The 19,656-nt window shown below is 39.0% G+C and carries 18 protein-coding genes; 8 read left to right on the plus strand and 10 right to left on the minus strand.

Annotation, left to right across the window (positions count from 1 at the left end; all coding sequences use genetic code 11):
• From E7B10_RS08925 to E7B10_RS08935, 3 genes are all read left to right on the plus strand, one after another.
• Positions 1–252: transporter associated domain-containing protein (locus E7B10_RS08925; protein WP_316055604.1), on the plus strand; the 252-nt coding region annotated here is incomplete at its 5' end.
• Positions 253–681: 429 nt separating this feature from the next.
• Positions 682–1,746 carry an efflux RND transporter periplasmic adaptor subunit gene (locus E7B10_RS08930; protein WP_077707875.1) on the plus strand — a complete coding sequence of 355 codons (1,065 nt, stop codon included), beginning with the start codon at positions 682–684 and terminating at the stop codon, positions 1,744–1,746.
• Entirely contained in the window at positions 1,743–4,805 is a 3,063-nt protein-coding gene (locus E7B10_RS08935) for an efflux RND transporter permease subunit (protein WP_278451846.1), read from the plus strand. The genes E7B10_RS08930 and E7B10_RS08935 overlap by 4 nt, the downstream gene beginning before the upstream one ends.
• 194 nt (positions 4,806–4,999) lie before the next feature.
• On the opposite strand, the gene E7B10_RS08940 is transcribed toward E7B10_RS08935, so the two are convergent.
• The 10 genes from E7B10_RS08940 to dnaA all read right to left on the minus strand — a co-directional run bounded on the left by E7B10_RS08940 (position 5,000) and on the right by dnaA (position 15,845).
• Entirely contained in the window at positions 5,000–5,317 is a 318-nt protein-coding gene (locus E7B10_RS08940) for a YbjQ family protein (protein ID WP_004692937.1), read from the minus strand.
• Positions 5,318–5,441: 124 nt separating this feature from the next.
• Complete coding sequence (locus E7B10_RS08945; RefSeq protein ID WP_278451847.1) at positions 5,442–6,521, minus strand: IS30 family transposase; 1,080 nt, start codon at positions 6,519–6,521, stop codon at positions 5,442–5,444.
• A gap of 193 nt (positions 6,522–6,714) precedes the next feature.
• The gene (locus E7B10_RS08950; protein WP_004698078.1) at positions 6,715–8,196 is read right to left on the minus strand and encodes an amino acid permease; all 1,482 of its coding nucleotides are present in this window, start codon (positions 8,194–8,196) and stop codon (positions 6,715–6,717) included.
• 10 nt (positions 8,197–8,206) lie between these two features.
• Entirely contained in the window at positions 8,207–10,108 is a 1,902-nt protein-coding gene (gyrB, locus tag E7B10_RS08955) for a DNA topoisomerase (ATP-hydrolyzing) subunit B (RefSeq protein WP_215676023.1), read from the minus strand.
• Positions 10,109–10,185: 77 nt separating this feature from the next.
• Positions 10,186–10,434, minus strand: a complete 249-nt coding sequence (locus E7B10_RS08960; protein ID WP_004692940.1) for a DUF370 domain-containing protein — start codon at positions 10,432–10,434, stop codon at positions 10,186–10,188.
• Positions 10,435–10,447: 13 nt separating this feature from the next.
• Entirely contained in the window at positions 10,448–11,350 is a 903-nt protein-coding gene (locus E7B10_RS08965; protein ID WP_215676025.1) for a DUF721 domain-containing protein, read from the minus strand.
• A complete protein-coding gene (gene recF, locus E7B10_RS08970) occupies positions 11,337–12,437 on the minus strand; it encodes a DNA replication/repair protein RecF (protein ID WP_120055219.1) in 1,101 nt (366 codons plus the stop codon). The genes E7B10_RS08965 and recF overlap by 14 nt, the downstream gene beginning before the upstream one ends.
• Positions 12,438–12,440: 3 nt before the next feature.
• Positions 12,441–12,674, minus strand: a complete 234-nt coding sequence (locus E7B10_RS08975) for an RNA-binding S4 domain-containing protein (RefSeq protein WP_004692943.1) — start codon at positions 12,672–12,674, stop codon at positions 12,441–12,443.
• Positions 12,675–12,831: 157 nt separating this feature from the next.
• Positions 12,832–13,944: a DNA polymerase III subunit beta gene (gene dnaN, locus E7B10_RS08980; RefSeq protein WP_058948345.1), complete on the minus strand. Its 1,113-nt coding sequence runs from the start codon at positions 13,942–13,944 to the stop codon at positions 12,832–12,834.
• A 326-nt stretch (positions 13,945–14,270) separates the two neighbouring features.
• On the minus strand, positions 14,271–15,845 hold the full coding sequence (dnaA, locus tag E7B10_RS08985) for a chromosomal replication initiator protein DnaA (protein ID WP_058948344.1): 1,575 nt from the start codon (positions 15,843–15,845) through the stop codon (positions 14,271–14,273).
• A gap of 1,215 nt (positions 15,846–17,060) precedes the next feature.
• On the opposite strand from dnaA, the gene rpmH reads away from it, so the two are divergent.
• From rpmH to jag, 5 genes are all read left to right on the plus strand, one after another.
• Positions 17,061–17,195 carry a 50S ribosomal protein L34 gene (gene rpmH / locus E7B10_RS08990; protein ID WP_004692946.1) on the plus strand — a complete coding sequence of 45 codons (135 nt, stop codon included), beginning with the start codon at positions 17,061–17,063 and terminating at the stop codon, positions 17,193–17,195.
• Between the two features lie 79 nt (positions 17,196–17,274).
• A complete protein-coding gene (gene rnpA, locus E7B10_RS08995; protein WP_004692947.1) occupies positions 17,275–17,634 on the plus strand; it encodes a ribonuclease P protein component in 360 nt (119 codons plus the stop codon).
• Between the two features lie 48 nt (positions 17,635–17,682).
• Positions 17,683–17,904, plus strand: coding sequence for a membrane protein insertion efficiency factor YidD (gene yidD / locus E7B10_RS09000; protein WP_012865047.1), 222 nt, complete (start codon positions 17,683–17,685; stop codon positions 17,902–17,904).
• Between the two features lie 168 nt (positions 17,905–18,072).
• On the plus strand, positions 18,073–18,738 hold the full coding sequence (locus E7B10_RS09005) for a YidC/Oxa1 family membrane protein insertase (RefSeq protein WP_004692948.1): 666 nt from the start codon (positions 18,073–18,075) through the stop codon (positions 18,736–18,738).
• Positions 18,739–18,747: 9 nt separating this feature from the next.
• Complete coding sequence (jag, locus tag E7B10_RS09010; protein WP_120055213.1) at positions 18,748–19,545, plus strand: RNA-binding cell elongation regulator Jag/EloR; 798 nt, start codon at positions 18,748–18,750, stop codon at positions 19,543–19,545.
• The last annotated feature ends 111 nt before the right edge of the window (positions 19,546–19,656 follow it).

Raw genomic sequence — 19,656 nt, forward strand, 5'->3', positions numbered from 1 at the left:
GATGGCCTTCTCAACGTAGATGAATTTAAAGAATTCTTTCACATCGATCAAGAATTACCAGGTGAAGAAGACGATTTGTACAAAACTATGGGCGGTCTCTTAAACGTCCTCTTCGGTCGCATTCCAAAAGAATTAGACAAGGCAAAATGGAACGGCTATACCTTTGAAGTCATTGATATGGATCATACTCGTATCGATAAAATCCTTGTAACCTATGAAGAACCTATTGTAGAACAAGAAGAACAAAAATAAAGTTCAAATTATATAGACAAAAGCTAAAGAAGTGAGTTCTCTTACTATGAACTGTACCCCAAAAATTTGACATATTTTTGGATACAGCTCAATTAATAGAGGACTCACTTTTTTGCTACAATTTTGTATTCATAAAATAAGTAATACAAATACTAGCAAAATATATAGATCACTTTTAAAAATTATCGTTAAAAATTATCATCAATTATATAAATTAAGTATATAATTCTTTAATTTTCTGCATAAAGGCTAGAACTTTCAATATAAATATAGTATTATTAAATTGTATAAAATATATAATTAGAATGTTCTATAAAATATATAATTAGAAATTAGAGTTTTCTAATATACATATAGAGTCCTATGATTACTGCCTATGTGTAGTTCTGTGTCATAGGACTTATATGTGGTAGTCAAAGGAGAGATTCTATGAATCAACGAATCATAGCAACCATAGGAGCCCTATTAATAGGGACCGCGATTATTAGTGGTTGTGGATCAGAAAAGCCACCTGAAGATACAAGTCTCAAGGTGCGTACCATCACTATAGGTGAAGAGTCTGGAACTACTGATGCTGGCTATGCAGGCACCATTCATAATAAAACAGAAACAAACTTAGCCTTTCAAATTGGAGGACGTGTCATCAACAAATTTGTAAATGTTGGCGATGTAGTGCAAGCAGGCCAAGTCATTGCTCAAGTCAATGGTTCAGATACATCAGCTCAGGTACAAAATGCTGAAGGTGCTGTAAAAGCTGCTCAATCGGCCTACGAATTGGCAGAAACCAATGCTAAACGATACCGCGAGCTCTATGCACAACAAGCGATTAGTAAATTGCAATTAGACCAAGCTGAAAACCAATTGAATGCCACATCTGCTCAATTACAACAAGCACAGGCAAGCCTTAATTTGAGTAGCAATCAAAATAGCTATACTAATTTGACGGCCCCTGATACAGGTATTATTACAGCTTTCAATATTGAAGCAGGACAAGTCGTAGCAGCCGGTCAAAGCGTTGGTACCTTAGCGGCCGGTCACGATCCAGAAGCAGTCATTGCCCTTCCTGAACAAGAGTTGAGTAAAATTCATGTAGGTAGCCCTGCTACTATTACCTTCTGGGCCTTACCAGATGTAACAGTACAAGGCGTAGTACGTGAAATTTCACCAGTTCCTGACCCTGTAGCCAGAACGTATACCGTAAAAATTACCTTACAAAATGCGCCTAAAGAGGTACAACTAGGCATGACGGTCAATGCTAATCTATCTACCACAGATAGTACCAATATTTCTATTCCGTTGACGGCTCTTGTGAAAGACTCAAACGGTAATAATGCGGTCTATATCATCCGCGATAAAAAGGCTCATCTCGTGCCTATCAAAACTGGTGAGTTCGGTAAGAACTCCGTCATCGTCACATCTGGTTTAGCTAAAGGTGACATTGTCATCACCGCAGGTACCCAACAATTACAAGAAGGGACGGCGGTTAGTCAATGAAACAATTTAACTTAGCCGAATGGGCTCTTAAACACAAGTCCATTATCTACTACTTCATGGCTGTGCTCCTCACCTTCGGTATCTTCTCATTCACCCATATGGGACGCATGGAAGATCCTGATTTTACGATGCGCACCATGGTGGTCGGTGTTGCTTGGCCTGGGGCTTCTCCACAAGAAATGTCGGATCAAGTAACGGACAAACTCGAAGAAAAACTACGCGATCTTCCTGGTGTAGATTATACAAAATCTTTCACAGATGGCAGCAAATCCGTTATTTATATCAATCTAAGAGAGGATTTGCCATCCGATAAAATTCGCCCCGCTTGGGAAGAAGCGCGGAATATGATCAACGACGAATGGAAATCATTGCCTGCAGGCGTTCAAGGACCGACCATTAACGACAGGTTCGACGATGTATATGGCATTATCTATGCCATCAGTGGTGATGAGTATTCGTACGAAGAAAAACGACAACAAGCAGAAGACTTAAAACGTCAGCTTTTATCTGTTCCTAATGTTAAGAAAATCAGCCTCATTGGTGTGCAACAACAAACCCTCAATGTAACCATAAACAAGGATAAACTCGCATCCTATAAAGTCAGTACACAACAGCTGTTAACAGCGCTTAAACAGCAAAGTATGATGGTTCCAGCTGGTGTGATTACAACGGATACAAACAATGTATATCTCCGCGTCAATGGCCTATTCGATAGTCCTCAAGCGGTGCGAGATATGCCGATTCGCATCAATAACCAAACCTTGCGCCTCGGTGACATGGCTGATGTAACCATGACCTATCAAGACCCTAGCGATCCACAGTTCTATTACAAAGGTAAGCCAGCCATTGGCATCGCTATCTCCATGGATGCAGGGGGCAATAATATCGAATTCGGCGAAGCCATCGACAAAAAACTCGGGGAATTACAGAAAACGATTCCTGCCGGCCTCGAACTAAATCAAGTATCGAATCAGCCCCATATCGTTAAGGAATCTATTGGCGATTTCTCTCAATCCTTATTTGAAGCCATCGCCATCGTATTGCTCGTAAGCTTTGCATCCCTTGGTTTACGAACAGGTATTGTGGTAGCCCTTACCATTCCAGTCGTTGTGTCTACGACGTTCATCTTGATGTATGAAAGCGGCATCTATCTACATAAGGTTAGCTTAGGTGCCTTAATCCTAGCTTTAGGCCTCCTCGTAGACGATGCCATCATCGTTGTAGAAATGATGAGCGTTAAGCTCGAAGAAGGGTGGGGCCACTTTAAATCAGCTACCTTTGCTTACCAATCTACAGCATTCCCTATGCTATCGGGTACGCTCATTACCTGTGCAGGTTTCTTGCCATTAGCATTGGCACAAGGTATGGTAGCAGAATTTACAAAATCCCTATCCATCGTTGTATTTATGGCGCTCATCCTATCTTGGTTCGCCTCTGTTCTCGTCAGCCCTGTATTGGGTTATAAAATCATCGAAAACAAGGCTCCAAAGCCAGAATCGGAATGGACTAAACGAGACCGTATCATGCACAAGCTCAATGTAACCTTCTATGATAAGTTTGAAAAACTATTACATTGGGCTCTAGGACATCACAAGGTAGTCCTACTGGCCACCCTAGGTGCCTTCGTTTTATCCTTGCTTTCACTACCATTGATCAAACAGGAATTTTTCCCATCATCAACGCGTAATGAAATCATTATATCCATGCAATTTCCTCAAAGCTCGTCCATTGAATATACTGCTAACCAAGCAAAACTCATCGATGAACATTTGAAAGACGACGAGCGCATTGCAACCTTCACCTCCTACATTGGACAAGGTTCTCCACGTTTCGTCCTCACCTTGGAACCGGAATTGCAACGGAATAACTTCTTACAATATGTGATTGTTACAAAATCCTTAGAGGATCGCGATAAACTCTATGCTGAATTGACTCCTTATTTAAACGAGCAATTCCCATCGGCCCTTGTAAATACGCAATTCTTACAAATCGGTCCACCATCCAAATTTCCAGTCATGTTTCGCGTTGCTGGCCCTGATCAAAAGGTGGTAAAAGAAATTGCAAATCAAGTAAAAGCTAAAATGCAAGACGATAAAGACTTACAAAATATCGCCTTTGACTGGCCAGATACAGAGCCTGTAGCTAATATTCACATCGATCCAAACAAGGCACGTTTACTCGGCATCGATAGCTATGCTGTATCCTTGCACTTGCAAAGTCTATTGTCTGGTACTAAATCTGGTGAATACTACGAGGGGAACCAAACCATTCCTGTTACCTTCCGTTTAGGTGACAACGAGCAACATAACTTAAGTGCTCTTTCATCCTTGCCAATTCAAACAGGAAATGGCTCTTATGTACCACTTAGTCAAATTGCAACCATTACCATGACACAAGAAGATGGTATTATCTGGCATCGCAATATGATGCCAACTATTAGTGTGCATGCCAATGTAAAAGCAGGTGTATTGGGTAATGCGAAAACAAAAGAGGTTTACAAATCCTTACAAGACATTCGCGATTCCTTGCCTACAGGCTATTCTATTGACCTAGACGGCGCCGCTGAAAAGAGTGAAACAGCCGTTCAAAAGCTATTAACGCCAATGCCAATTATGCTCTTTGTAATCATGACCATCCTCATGTTCCAATTAAAGCGTATCGCCCTCATGGTAATGGCTTTACTCACTGCTCCATTGGGGCTAATCGGTGTTGTATTAGCACTCAATATTACGAGAACGCCGTTAGGCTTTATGGCTATTCTAGGGATTATCGCCCTCTCGGGTATGATCATCCGTAACTCCATTATCTTGTTAGACCAAATTGAAATCCACAAGGCAGAAGGACAAGAACCTCGTGAAGCGATTATCAACTCCGCTACACTTCGTTTCCGCCCTATCATGCTCACCGCTATCGCAGCGATTTTAGGCATGATTCCGCTCATGGGATCTGTCTTCTGGAGCCCATTGGCCATTGCCTTCAGCGGTGGCTTACTAGTGGCAACGGTTCTAACACTCATCGTATTACCTGTCATGTATGCAAGCTGGTATAAGGTAAAATAACTAATATTTAGCTAATAAAATATATAATATTAATCTAATGAAATGTCTAATATTTTTCTAACGAAATATCTAGTATTTACGTAACATTATAAAATCTAGCATTAGCTAGTAACTTCATTTTCTTAGTAAAAATCCCCTAATCGTTGTGAAAGTTTACACTTAAACATCGATTAGGGGATTTATATTATTTATTATTAAACTACTACAGCTGTACCATTGCATGTAATCATAAGCATACCATTTTGTGCACCTACTGTGCTGTATTGGAAGGATACGCCAATAATAGCATTAGCACCCAATTTAGAAGCTCGTTGAGACATTTCGTCAAGAGCTGCTTTGCGCGCATTCATCAAAGAATCTTCATAGCTGCCACTACGACCACCAACGATATCACGAATACCGGACATAAAATCTTTCACAAAGTTACGGCCTTCTACGACTTCACCAAATACAATACCTTTGTACTCTTGTACAGGTTTGTTTTCAATATGCATAGTTGTAGTAATAATCATAATTGTATCCTTTCTAATTGATTACAATATATTTTAATTTATTATAACAAGACTTTTAGATAAAAACAAATATAAATATAGCTTTCACATAAAACAATTACATATTGTATCTCCAAAAATTACTTTAAATTGCAATATGAAATTGAACAGTATGTAAATCCACTATTTTATTAACTTCTTCTAAAAAGACTTCTTGTGGTGTTTTGTAATGTAATATCTTACGTGGTAAGTTATTACACCAATGAAGAGTTCGGCGTAGTGTATGTTCTGAGATACTTTCTATTCGTTTTCCTTTCGGAATAAAACGACGAAGTAATCCGTTATGTCTTTCGTTAGAGCCTCGTTCCCAAGCTGAATAGGTCCTTGCAAAATAGATAGATAGTATCTCATCTTCAAGATCAGATATATCCGCAAATTCTAAACCATTATCAGCGGTTATCGTCTTACATAACAATCTTAACTCCACATTGTTTCTAAACGTACTTAACCAGGTTTCTAGTGTTTCTTTTACATCACTGGCACGTGCTGACGGACAACGTAACGCTACATATAATCTACTTTTTCGTTCTATTAAAGAAATCAATACATCATCTGTTTTATCTTTTGTTCCACGAACAGTGTCTACTTCCCAATGTCCAAACTCTTCTCGAGTTTCAATCGTAGCATCACGAAGTTCTATTGATTTTCCTAGTTCACGTTTATACTTACTCGAAACGGACTTTCTTAGTGAGCGACGTGTTACTAGAGGTAGATCAATAGCTTTTACCCCAAGTAGTCCTTGATGAAGATAGTTATATAAAGTTTTAGTACAAACCATTTCATTACGTGCAAATATACACTGACGTTTAGCATATCCAACAGCAGCATCAAAGGACCAATGTTTTTTACATACTTTTTCTTCAACCCAGAGCATGAAAGACTCTATGGAGCCTAACTTCATTGTATTAAATGAGCCAAGACGTTGTTGTTCATATGTTAATTGCCCTGAATCTGCTAAATATACAAGACGCGCCTTACCTTGTCGAATTTGGACAACCGAACCACGTTTTAGTTCTGTATAAATAGTGGTTCTAGAGCGTCCTAATACGGTTGCAATATCTGTAACTGAATCGCCAGCGGCGATTCTCTTTTCTACATAAAAGCGTTCTTCTAGGTTTAAGTGTTTGTTTGTACGTAATGTCGTGTTATGATTAATATAGTCCATAGTGATTACCTCGGTTAGATTATGTTTGGTCACTTAAATCATAACACAAGGTTCACTATGGATTTTTTAGTTGTTCAATTTCATTCTACAATTAAGCCTCCAAAAATTACATACTATATATCAAAAATTTACATATTATACATAAAAAAACCTGTTCACTACTTTCATAATGAACAGGTCTAATTTTATATTTTTATCTATCAAAATCGCGGTCTAGGTTAACCTCTTTCAACGGCACAACTTTAGTTTTGTTGATGTATTTGTAACCAAGGTAGACTGCAAAGAAGATTGGCAAGCCAATATAGGCAACGGATACGCCGTACCAGTCGATGGTATCGCCTGTGAAAGCGGAGTAGTTTTGACCACAGATGATGATGACGCAAAGAATAAACGCCAAGATTGGGCCAACTGGGAATAACCACGCTTTGTATGGCAATTCACTAAGATCTCTGCCTTGTGCAATAAAAGCACGGCGGAAACGATAGTGAGATACTGCGATACCAACCCATGCGATGAAACCGCATAGACCAGAGATATTAACAATCCATGTATAAGCTGTACCTTCACCGATAAAGCTTGTTAAGAACGCAAATAAACCGATTGCTGTCGTTAATATTAATGCAGGCACTGGAACACCACGTTTATTTAACTTAGCAAAAATTTGAGGTGCTTGACCTTCCTTAGCGAGCGCGTACAGCATGCGCGTAGAAGAGTACAGACCAGAGTTACCAGCACTCAATACAGCCGTTAAGATGATAGCATTGATAAAGCTAGCAGCAAAGGCAAAACCAAAGCGGTCAAATACGAGTGTAAATGGAGAAATGGATACGTTCTCTACACTAGAGTTCAACAGATTTGGATCTGTGTACGGAATCAAGAAACCGATAACCGTGAAAGCACCTATATAGAATAATAAAATACGCCAGAAGATTGTATTAATCGCTTTTGGCACGTTCTTTTCAGGGTCTTCCGCTTCACCAGCGGCTACACCGATCAGCTCAGTACCTTGGAAGGAGAAACCAGCTACCATAAAGATAGCAAGAATAGATTCCCAGCCACCTACGAATGGAGCCTCTCCTACGGTCCAGTTCGCAAATCCTGGAGATGTGCCACCGATGCCAAAGATGAGCATAAAGCCACAGAATAGAAATACAAATACGGTAATCACCTTGATGCTAGAGAATACATATTCACTTTCACCAAAAGAACGAGTAGATAAATAGTTCAAGCCAAATAAAATGAGCAAGAACAGAGCAGACCATACGATGGCAGGTACATCAGGGAACCAATATTTCATGATAAGCGCCCCTGCTAATACTTCAGCAGCCAAGGTAATAGCCCAGTTAAACCAGTAATTCCAACCTAAGGCAAAACCAAAGGCAGGATCTACATAGCGTTTTGCATAAGTCCCGAAGGAACCTGGAATTGGCAAGTATGTAGCCATTTCCCCAAGAGATGTCATAAGGAAATAAACCATGATACCAATGAGCCCGTAAGCTACAAGAGCACCACCAGGACCAGCTGTACTTACCACTTCACCACCGGCAACGAATAAACCTGTACCGATAGCACCACCTAATGCAATCATATTCATATGACGCGCTTTTAAGGAACGTTTTAGGTGTTGATCTTTGTTAGACGTAAACTCTACGTTACTATTATGATTTTCAGACATGGGTCACCTCTTACAAATCTAGATTACGCACGTATTTTGCGTTATCTTCAATAAATTTACGACGAGGCTCTACCTTATCACCCATGAGAACCGTAAAGATTTTGTCAGCTTCGATAGAATCTTCTAAGCTAACTTGTAGAATCGTACGATTATCAGGGTTCATTGTAGTTTCCCATAATTGTTCAGGATTCATTTCACCTAAACCTTTGTAACGTTGGATTGTAGTACCATCGCGGCCTACTTCATCAAGTTTAGCAGTCAACTCTGCATCAGAGTATACATACCAATGAAATTTACCCTTCTTGATTTGATACAAAGGTGGTTGAGCAATATAGATATGGCCTTCCTCTACCAATGGTTTCATATAGCGGTAGAAGAATGTTAATAACAATGTACGGATGTGGGCGCCGTCAACGTCTGCATCTGTCATGATGATAATCTTGTTATAACGGGATTTTGTAATATCGAATTCATCGCCAATACCTGTACCAAAAGCGGTAATCATGGAGCGAATTTCGTTATTAGCTAAAATCTTATCGAGACGTGCTTTTTCTACGTTAAGAATTTTACCACGTAATGGCAAAATTGCTTGGTAACGACGATCGCGACCTTGTTTTGCAGAACCGCCTGCAGAATCACCTTCCACAAGATAAATTTCAGTCATAGATGTATCTTTTTCGGAGCAGTCCGCCAATTTACCAGGAAGGCTAGATACTTCCAACGCATTTTTACGGCGTGTTAAGTCGCGGGCTTTACGAGCGGCCTCACGAGCACGACTTGCCATCGTTGCTTTTTCAATGATTTTTTTCGCATCTTGAGGATGTTCTTCGAAGAATGTTTTAAGACCTTCTGTAACGATAACATCTGTAATACCTTTAACTTCGCTATTGCCAAGTTTAGTTTTTGTTTGGCCCTCAAATTGAGGTTCCAACACTTTTACAGATACGACAGCTGTCAAACCTTCACGTACGTCTTCACCGGAAAGATTGGACTCACTTTCCTTGATCAAACCAGATTTACGGCCATAATCATTGAGGGTACGAGTCAAGGCAGCACGGAAACCAGATAGATGTGTACCACCGTCAATCGTATTGATGTTATTTACGAAGGACAACAAGTTTTCACTATAGCTATCGTTATATTGCAATGCTACATCTACCACAACATCGTCTTTTGTATTTTCAATGTTGATAACAGTTGGATTAATTGCTTCTTTATTTTCGTTCAAGAAGGTAATGAAAGAAACCAAACCACCTTCATAGTGGAAGCTTTCAACACGAGGTTCCTCTAAGCGCAAATCGCTCAATGTAATGCGAAGGCCTTTGTTAAGGAATGCCAATTCCTGTAAACGCATTTTCAATGTATCAAAGCTAAATACGGTAGTTTCAAAGATTTCTGCATCTGGCTTGAAAATAACTGTAGTACCAGTGCCTTCGGCCTTGCCAATTTCGTGCAACTCGGAAGTTTTATGACCACGAGCAAAAGAAATCTCTTGGACAATTCCATTTTGAGATACTTGAACCTTAGTCCATTCACTCAACGCATTAACTACGGAAATACCTACGCCGTGAAGACCACCAGATACCTTGTAGCCGCCACCACCGAATTTACCACCGGCATGCAATTTCGTTAATACTAACTCTACTGCAGACATACCGGATTCATGCATCCCTGTTGGAATACCACGACCATCATCGACAACGGTAACACTGTTATCTGGATTGATGGATACTTCTATATGTGTAGCATAACCAGCAAGCGCTTCGTCCACAGAGTTATCTACAACTTCGTATACGAGGTGATGCAAACCACGAGCAGACGTACTACCAATATACATCCCTGGGCGTTTACGTACCGCGTCTAGACCCTCAAGAACCTGAATATTCTGAGCGCCATAATTTTGTTCAGGCATGAAACAAACTCCTCCTAACAATCTATCATACTGCACTTGATTGAAATAAAGTAACAAAACATGTACAGGATTAAACTTTATCTCTTTATTATACTATAAAACTCGTCAATCCGTCTCATTAAAGTCTTAATACTGATACCAGATCCATACACACAATCATCAGTGACCACATATGTCTTGATTTGCTCCTCTGGCACCATGGCGATATATTCTAGCGTTTCATAGTGATGAATAGGACTTTTATGGGACTTTCCGCCCTTGGCATGAACCATCGTAATAATGGATTCTATGGGCACGGAAATGGTATCTCCAATATGAACGTACATAAGAATGCCCCCTCTACTTTTCTAATGTCCCATTAAGGGCATCGATTTTGCGTTGCTCCTCTTCAGCGAGGAACTTAGACCGATATTTATTACACAAATTGATGACGTGCTGATTCGTCAACTCATCAGGCTTTTTGTGAGTGATGAGCATAGCCACCATAAACATATGACGGCGATTGATAGATCCTTTATAAATCTTATCAAGGTAAAAGTATATGGATTCCCGCATCGCTTCTGCAAAGTCTGAAAAACTACACTGTATAAATTGCTGGCAGTCGCTGTATTTAAAATACGGATACTTTCGAATAACAGCTTTAATGTCCTTAATATGAGCCCGATGCAATTCATATTCACAGGTTGGACAGATTTCCTTTTTAGATTTCATATGCATGCCACATCGCTCACAACGATGGTATCCATGCTGCTCTAAATAAATTTCTCGCTTTCGAGCCGTAATCTGTACTTTCCGGAAAGCAGCTTTTAATGCTTCGTTATCCGTTTGTTTCAACGATGTATCGATAGCGTCTACGTCTTCTTTTGAAAGCACGATATTAGAAAAATTAATACGTTTTGTAATAATCTGTTCATCAGGAATCGTGAGAGACGTATTAGTTTCTACTTTCACATAGCTCTGACGTTTCATGATGAAGCGAATATCGGTGATTACCTCTTGGCGATAATACTTGTTGATAGCCTCTATGATACGACGTTTTTGCATCTGTAATTCCTGCATCCACATGGAATTATCAGCACTAATAACCATGTCTGGAGGCTTGATGGACACAATTTTCGTATGATCCGCAATGACATCGCCTACTACATCACGCCACTTATGAACGAGGGTATTTAATTTATATTGCTCCAGTAAATTCAGTTCTGCTAAGGCCTTTGGTAAACAAAGATCAAGGCTGTCCATACTGAACCTGTCCCCCTTCACAAGAAATAAATTGAACGGATTTCAAATCTTTAAAATCGTGAATATCTGTAGTGGTAATAAATGTTTGAATTCGTTTATGAATAAACTGCAATAAATTCGTTCGTCTCGACTCATCAAGTTCGCTCAATACATCATCCAATAGAAGGACTGGATATTCTCCTACCTCTGACTTGATAAATTCAAGTTCACTCAACTTTAAGGACAATACAGCGGTTCGTTGCTGCCCTTGAGATCCAAATTTCTTTAAATCCATAGCATCGGAAAAGAATCGTAAATCATCGCGATGAGGGCCAACGCTAGTGCTTAAACGATGACGATCCTGCGGCAACGCTGCTTTTATACGTTCGTAAAAGCCTTCCTTTGTATATTCCAATGAACCATTGTCCATATACGGCTGTTCATAACCAATGGTTAAATTCTCAAGGCCACCTGTCAATTTACGATTCATCAAATCGATGAGCAGATTGATTTTTTTTAAGCTTTCTAATCGTTTCTTTACGATAAAGCTCGCCATATCTGCTAGCTGCAAATCCCATTCTTCAAGAGGAATAGTATTCTTTCCTCTATATTCTTTTAGAACTGCATTTCGTTGCTGTAACAGCCGATTGTACTGCATCAATTGATGATAGTAAGTAGCGCTGGTCTGAGATATTTCCATATCAAGGAATCGCCTACGTCCCGATGGAGTCCCCTTGATGAGCTGTAAATCTTCAGGACAGAAGATAACTGTATTTAATGTACCAATCAGTTCTTTTTGAGATATTTTTGTATCATTTAATCGAATATCCTTAGGGCCTTGACGGAATAATTTAATATTTACCTTTTGAGGCGTATCTTTTTTCTCGAATTTTACAACTATGCCTGCTTCTTCAGCATTGAACATGAGCATATCTGACGTATCGTTCGTACGATGGCTTTTACCAATGGTACCAACATAAATCGATTCGAGGATATTCGTCTTACCAGCCCCATTAGTGCCATATAGAACAATAATCTCAGGATTAAACTGTATCTGTACATCCTTATAATTACGAAACTGAAATAACTGAAGTGAGTCAATTCTCACCGATTATGCCTCCTCTTGTGTAATCACGAGGTCTACATCAAGACCTTCACAAGAAATCACATCACCAACGCGGCATTTCTTGCGTTTTTCAGTTACAACCTGACCATTCAAGGTAAGGATGCCTTCATCGATGAAAGATTTTATTTGACCACCTGTTTCAATGATGCCTTCTAACTTCAACAACTGATCAATTTGAATGTACTCCGTATGAATGGGTACCTGCTGTTGCTCTTTCATAACGTTCTCCTAAAGTAGACAATTAACATAAGCATATATATCATACTGAGTCCAGGTCGCTCGCTGGGCATTTTTCTTCGAAAAATTGCACGCTCCGACCAAAGTGATGTGTGTCTCCCATCGTCGCTACCGCTCCTCTGTTAGCTCACACCCTACTTTAAGCATTTGTGCGAACTGGTGTTACTACGTATGTATAGTTTGGATTATTGTCTTGGCGAATGACAACAGGACCATTTTGTTTTAAGAACAAGTGGATATTGTCACCTGTGCTGTGACGCAAGATGTCAGAGATGTAGCGACCATTGAAGGAGATTGTGAAAGGTGTGCCTTTAAATTCAACAGCTACGTCTTCTTTTGCCATACCGATTTCAGTATTTTGAGTAGACAATGTGACATTACTTTCAGACCAATCATAACGAATTACATTATAGCTGATGTCTTTAGCCAACAAGGATACGCGATCAACAGCACCAGCAAATTCGCGGCGATCAATTACAGCGCTAGAATCGAATTGAGAAGGAATTACCTTTTCATATTCAGGATATGTGCCTTCGATTAAGCGAGAAATAATATAAATAGATTCAAAATTAAATACGATTTGTGTACGATTCCAAATGATATTGATCATAGCTGGATTATCTGTTGGTAATAAACGAGATACTTCAGCCAACGTTTTTGTAGGGATGATAGCGCGCATTGGAGTCGTTGCTGGTTCATCGATGGTAATTTTTTTAACAGCCATACGGTGTGTATCGGTAGCAACCATAGTCACTTCGTTTTCTTTGATTTCAAGAAGAGCACCGGTAAATACAGGTCGATCTTCATCAGTAGCAGCTGCATAATTTGTTAAATCGATGAGTTCTTTCATAGCAAAGCTATCGATGTTTACATGATCTTGGTCGTGAATTTGTTCCACCAAGGAAAAATCATCTGGATGTAATGTAACAAGGTTAAATTCGGAAGATCCAGATGTGATGGTCAAAGAACTTCCGTCTTCTGGTTTGTAAAGTTCAATAGTATCGCCAGGCAATTTGCGAATTAATTCTTGGAAATAGCGGGAACCTACCACTAAAGTACCAGGTTCTTTAATGTCTCCATCGATGGTTAAGCGAATGCCGAGTTCAAAGTCGTTACCTTGCAATTCTACTTGACCATTTTTTGTAGTCATATAAATAGCGCCTGGTAAGTTGGAACTTGTTTTATTTTGAGATACCTTTTGCAATACGTTAATTGCTTTTTGGAGATTTGCTTTAGGGAATGTAATATGCATATGTTACTCCTTTATAATTTTTATATATTGTAAAAGCACTAATAATTAATTGCTTTGTTTGTAATATTCTATGTTTACTATCTTAGATGCTCTATAGATATTCTACGGTAGATCTATTTCTACTGGTTTTTTGATTGTTTGTTAGTTTTAGTAGTAGTAATAGTAGGGGCCTGTTTATATGTGTAAAAGTGATTTGGCGCTACTAACTGTGTGAATTATGAGTTGTGTATAACTATGTTGATAGTTTGTACCTACTTATCCACATATTAACATCAAAGTATGAGTTTTAGGATATCCACAAAGTTATTCACCGTATATCCACAGAGTTATCCACAGGTTGTTAATTTCTGTTTAATTTCTGCAACCATTCGTTTAGTTTCTTCGTTTTTTTCAATTTCCTTCGTTATTTTATCGTACGCATGGAGAATTGTCGTATGATCACGAGAAAAAGCTGCTGCGATTTGAGGATAGCTTTCATTGATCATATCGCGGCATAGATACATGGCGATTTGCCGTGGAAATGCGAATTGGGCTTTTCGTTTCTTGCCGAGTAGGTCTTGCTTTTTAATATTGAAATAAGAACTAACAAAATTCTGGATGCTTTCAATATTAACCATATTCACCTCTTCGGTATGAACGAGGCCCGCCAAGGCGTGTTTTGTGTATTCTAGGTCGATAGATTCGAGACGTTGATCGATGGATGCTGTACCGATGAGCTTGGTAAAAGCACCTTGCAATACGCGGACGTTTTCGCTAAATTGCAATGCTACGTAGTTAATTGAATCATTATCGATACGAATAATGCGATTCTTTTTATATTCTCGTTCGAGCAGTGATCTGAAGATGGCAATGCGTGTTTCTAAATCTGGATTTTCCATTGTGGCAATGTAACCAGCTTGGAAACGAGAGCGAAGACGATCTTCGAACTGCTCCATATCGTTTGGCATCGTATCAGAGGTAAGAACGATTTGCTTGTTGTTATTTAATAATTCATTGAACGTATTAAATAGTTCAGTTTTCGTACTTTCACGGCTTTCAAGGAACTGAATATCGTCAATCATGAGCACATCGATATTGCGGAATGTGTTGCGGAACAATTTACCTTGGTTGCGCTGTAATGTTTCAACGAAAATATTCATAAAGTTTTCGCTCGTAATAGACATGACCTTCATATGTGGATGATTTTCCTTGATAGCATTACCGATGGCGTGCATCAAGTGTGTTTTGCCGAGGCCCGATGGACCATAGATAAAGAGCGGATTATAGTCTCCACCTGGAAATTCAGCTACATTTTGAGCGGCTCCAAATGGTATTCGGTTCGCATTGCCCGTTACATAATTATCAAAACGGTATGCCGGATTGAGATTAGATAGTGATAAATCCACAGGTACATTGTCAGACTGTAATGTTGGCGTTGTTTCTGATGGTTTCTTTGGTGTCGCTACCATTGGTTCGTCTGGAATCTCCACAGGCGCTGGCGTGCGGTCGATATAGACAGGATCTTGATAGACTGGTGTGTAAAACTCCTCTTGATGAGCCTTTTCCTCTACTATAGGTGGTAAAGGCATCGGCGGTGCTACAACAGGCGTATCGATGAGATTTTCATCAACAAAGGTAGTATCTACACTTTCTTGATTGAAATCGAATAACACCATATCTCGATGGGAACCGATAACCGTAGTAATCGCATCCTGCAAAGCCTTGCTAATTTGCGGCTGCTGGTCGATTAAGTTTTTTACAAATGTTTGCATGACCCCAATATGGATTGAATGACTTTCGAGAGACATGGGAATCAACGATGATGTGACGCGCAAATACAATGCATCAGGTAAATGTTGCATATTCTTTTTCGCCTCTTGCAATATATGCTCCCATATATTATTTAAATCAAATGATTGCATGACGTGCCTCTTGTGAATAACTATTGCAATAAATGTGTATAACTTTAGGAATAATGTGCATAACCATTGTAAAAGCTGTGGAAAAAACTATTATTCCTGTGAATAACTTGTGTATAACCTGTGAATAAGTAAAAAATAAAAGTCTATTTTATATAGATAATTACTGACTTTTCAGTTTTTATAAACTAAAAGAGAAAAAATGTGGATAACTTCGAAAGTTATCCATCAAAAACCTATAAAAATATATAATTTTTCCTAATTTCAAGTATGATTGTACCAAAAAATAAGTAATTTGTCATTCAATCTGTGGATAACTTTTGATTATCTGAAGGAAATGTGTTAATAAATCAATAATTATCTTATCATTTGTTCATCAATTACTTTTGGGGGAGGAATGAAAACTACTTTTATCGCTCCATTCTAACGCAAGTCGCTCAAAAAGTAGTTTCACTTCCCCTCCTCCAACCATATAATTTTATGATTTTTATACATATAACCAAAAAAGTAATAGATATACCTTCTATCAATCTACATTAGATCTGTTTATAAAACGTTATCAACACAACTTAAATGAAAATCGGGGAGAGAAGTCAGAGGAAATTAATAGTATCAATTGTCCCCCTTTCCTATCAAGAGGTTAAAAGGTAATATTTGTTAAATCTTAGATCCGTATTCTGAAAGACTTTTAGATTTCCTATAAAAACTGATACTACTTTTTATACTGGTGGTAGGTGTATTAGTAATCATTAGAGTGTGTTAGGAGCAGGAATAGATGTGGATTTTTGACCGAAACGATGAGTATGGAGGGAGAAAACCACATCTATTCCTCCCTTCTCTTCAACTAGAGATCAAAACATAAATTTGCCAAAGTATAAAAAGATTTGAATTGTGAGTTCTTGTATGTTGATAAATTGATGTTACGTTTACATCGTGTAGTGGTGTTGAAGGTGAAATTAGGGTTGTCTTAGGGAGGGAATATAGGGTCCTTTTGAGCGACTTTACGATTAGTATGGAGCGATGAAGGAGCCCTATATTCCTCCCCCTGGAAACGTAACATCAATTACAGGATAAAATGTGTAGTAGAATTATTTTCAGAAATACAAGAACTCATAGCAGAACCCCTTTATTATATTGACAAATTTACGTTTTACCTCTATAATTACCCTGTTATGGTATAAGTAAAACAATACAGAATGACGAGGAGGTGTTTTACTAATGAAACGTACTTACCAACCAAATACTCTTTGGAGAAAACGTACCCATGGTTTCCGTGAACGCATGAAAACTATTGGTGGCCGTCTCGTTTTGAAAAGAAGACGTGCAAAAGGCAGAAAACGCTTATCTGCATAATATAATAGCTGTTAGGCAGGAGAAAAAACTTGGCGCTGCTGCCAAGTTTTTCTATTCTTAGGACTTAAGGACAATGCATATGGATTATTGCCTTGATAAAGCAAGACGACTGACGCACAATAATGAATATCGCCTTGTGTATAAGCACGGAAAATACGAAGTAGGCCGTATGTGTGTACTGTATCGTATGCCCGTGGCAAAGCAACCTACGCGCATTGGTTTTGTAACAGGCAAAAAGGTTGGTTGTGCAGTGGAGCGCAACCGAGCTAGACGCCTGATGAAAGAGGTATATCGCCTCAATCAGCACGCCATTCGCGAAGGGTATCATATCGTAATTGTTGGACGTGGCCCTCTGAAAAACGCTACCTATGAAAAAGCGGAAAAGGAGATTTTGTATCTCTTGCGAAAAAGCAAATTATTGATACAAAATGATAAATAGGACCACAAGTTAGAGGCTTTGGTCCTTTTTGTGTATATGGAGGTTTCCATGAAACGCTGTATAACCATGCTTTTACGACTTTTAATTAGGTTTTATCAGCTCGCCATATCTCCCTTAAAACCTGGATGTTGCCGTTATTATCCGACATGTTCCACATATACTCTGCAGGCCATCGAAAAATATGGTCCTTTGAAAGGTAGCTGGATGGGTTTAAAACGCATTCTTCGCTGTCATCCTTTCCATAAGGGTGGCTACGATCCAGTTCCCTAATCCACGTGGGATTAGGCTGGATGCGTTCTGTGAAAGTTACTTTCATAAAAACCATCGAGCACAGTTTTGGAAATACCTGAGCATCTGTATGGATGAAATTTAGACCATACCATAACGATATATAGATGCGCAAAGGACGATTTGGGACTGTATGAAAAAGGAGAAACAATGGACTTTTTAAGTGGTATTTTCCAACCTATCGTTGATTTAATGAGCACATTGGTAACTTATGCGTTCCAATTGACTCAAATGATAGGTTATCCAAGCTACGGTGTGGCTATTATCCTTTTAACAATCGTTATTAAAGCGATTTTGGCACCACTTACTGTTAAGCAAATCAAATCCATGAAGGCTATGCAAGAATTGCAGCCTCGCATGAAACAATTGCAAGATAAATACAAAAACGATCCTGCAAAACTGCAAGCGGAAATGGGTGCATTGTATAAAGAAATGGGCGTTAACCCATTGGCTGGTTGCTTGCCATTGTTGGTACAAATGCCATTCTTGATCGCGATTTACTGGGCTTTGAAAGATTACCCATACGATCCAAACTTTGTACAATTCTTGTGGTTGCCTAGCCTTGGCGATCCAGATCCAATGTACATCTTACCTATTTTGAGTGCATTATCCACATGGGTTATGTCTCGTCAAACTAGTAATGGTGCGACTGGTGCAGCTGCGCAACAACAAAAGATTATGACAATCTTTATGCCTTTATTCATTGGTTACATTTCTTTGAGCTTCCCATCTGGTCTCGTTATCTACTGGGTAGTTTCTAACGTATTCCAATTGATTCAACAGCATTTCATTTACAAAAATTTGAACGCTAAGTAGGAGGCAATTATGGAATTTATCGATGTATCTGCTAAAACCATTGAAGATGCCATTGCTAAAGGTGTAGCTCAATTAGCCGCTGAAGGTCAAGAATTGGTAGAAACTAAAGTCTTAGAACAACCTTCTAGTGGATTTTTAGGCATTGGTCGTAAACCAGCAGTTGTTCGCTTATTCTTCACTGCTTTGGCTCAATCTGCTACTGCAAAAGAAGTAGCTAACGCAGAAGAACAATCTGTAGCTATTGCTTCCGAACCAGTGGCAACAAGCGAAACAGAAGTACAAGATACAGCAGTTGAAACTTCTGAAAATACTATAACGGAAAAATCTTCTAAAAAAGAACTTTCAAAAGAAGATCAACAAGAAATTGCTGAAAAAGGTAAACAATTCCTCGATGATATGTTTACACAAATGGGCCTCACTGTGGTTATCGAAAAGATGATGACGAAAGATAAAATCACATTCCAAGTACACGGCGAAGAGCTAGGTATTTTGATCGGCAAACATGGTCAAACCTTGGATGCTATTCAATACTTAACAAATCTCGTGGCTCACAAGGATGTATCTGGCCATTGCCATATCGTGGTAGATGTGGAAAACTATCGTTCTCGCCGAGAAGAAACATTGGTAAATCTCGCGAAACGCTTGGCTTCTAAGGTGAAACGCAACCGTCAAAAGGTTTCCTTAGAACCGATGAATGCTTTTGAACGTAAAATCATTCATACTGCCCTTCAAGGAGATAAAAACGTTGTTACCAACAGTGAAGGGGACGAACCATTCCGTCACGTTGTGATTTCGTACAAAAAATAAAATATAGTGGTGCAGCTTTCAAGTAGCTAGGATTTTCCGTTACTTGAGGGCTGTTCCCTTTATTCTTTAGGTTATGGTGAAAGCTAACCTAAGTTAATCTTCGCATGCAAA

Origin of the sequence: Veillonella sp. (assembly GCF_032470285.1) — a bacterium.
Lineage (GTDB): Bacteria > Bacillota > Negativicutes > Veillonellales > Veillonellaceae > Veillonella.

Bases quoted from the DNA above. Each gene is read 5' to 3' on its own strand.
- rpmH (WP_004692946.1), top strand. From the start codon at position 17,061: ATGAAACGTACTTACCAACCAAATACTCTTTGGAGAAAACGTACCCAT.
- dnaA (WP_058948344.1), bottom strand. From the start codon at position 15,845: ATGCAATCATTTGATTTAAATAATATATGGGAGCATATATTGCAAGAG.
- dnaN (WP_058948345.1), bottom strand. From the start codon at position 13,944: ATGCATATTACATTCCCTAAAGCAAATCTCCAAAAAGCAATTAACGTA.
- rnpA (WP_004692947.1), top strand. From the start codon at position 17,275: ATGGATTATTGCCTTGATAAAGCAAGACGACTGACGCACAATAATGAA.
- E7B10_RS08935 (WP_278451846.1), top strand. From the start codon at position 1,743: ATGAAACAATTTAACTTAGCCGAATGGGCTCTTAAACACAAGTCCATT.
- gyrB (WP_215676023.1), bottom strand. From the start codon at position 10,108: ATGCCTGAACAAAATTATGGCGCTCAGAATATTCAGGTTCTTGAGGGT.
- E7B10_RS08960 (WP_004692940.1), bottom strand. From the start codon at position 10,434: ATGTACGTTCATATTGGAGATACCATTTCCGTGCCCATAGAATCCATT.
- E7B10_RS08950 (WP_004698078.1), bottom strand. From the start codon at position 8,196: ATGTCTGAAAATCATAATAGTAACGTAGAGTTTACGTCTAACAAAGAT.
- E7B10_RS08965 (WP_215676025.1), bottom strand. From the start codon at position 11,350: ATGGACAGCCTTGATCTTTGTTTACCAAAGGCCTTAGCAGAACTGAAT.
- E7B10_RS09005 (WP_004692948.1), top strand. From the start codon at position 18,073: ATGGACTTTTTAAGTGGTATTTTCCAACCTATCGTTGATTTAATGAGC.
- yidD (WP_012865047.1), top strand. From the start codon at position 17,683: ATGAAACGCTGTATAACCATGCTTTTACGACTTTTAATTAGGTTTTAT.
- E7B10_RS08930 (WP_077707875.1), top strand. From the start codon at position 682: ATGAATCAACGAATCATAGCAACCATAGGAGCCCTATTAATAGGGACC.
- E7B10_RS08945 (WP_278451847.1), bottom strand. From the start codon at position 6,521: ATGGACTATATTAATCATAACACGACATTACGTACAAACAAACACTTA.
- E7B10_RS08940 (WP_004692937.1), bottom strand. From the start codon at position 5,317: ATGATTATTACTACAACTATGCATATTGAAAACAAACCTGTACAAGAG.
- jag (WP_120055213.1), top strand. From the start codon at position 18,748: ATGGAATTTATCGATGTATCTGCTAAAACCATTGAAGATGCCATTGCT.
- E7B10_RS08975 (WP_004692943.1), bottom strand. From the start codon at position 12,674: ATGAAAGAGCAACAGCAGGTACCCATTCATACGGAGTACATTCAAATT.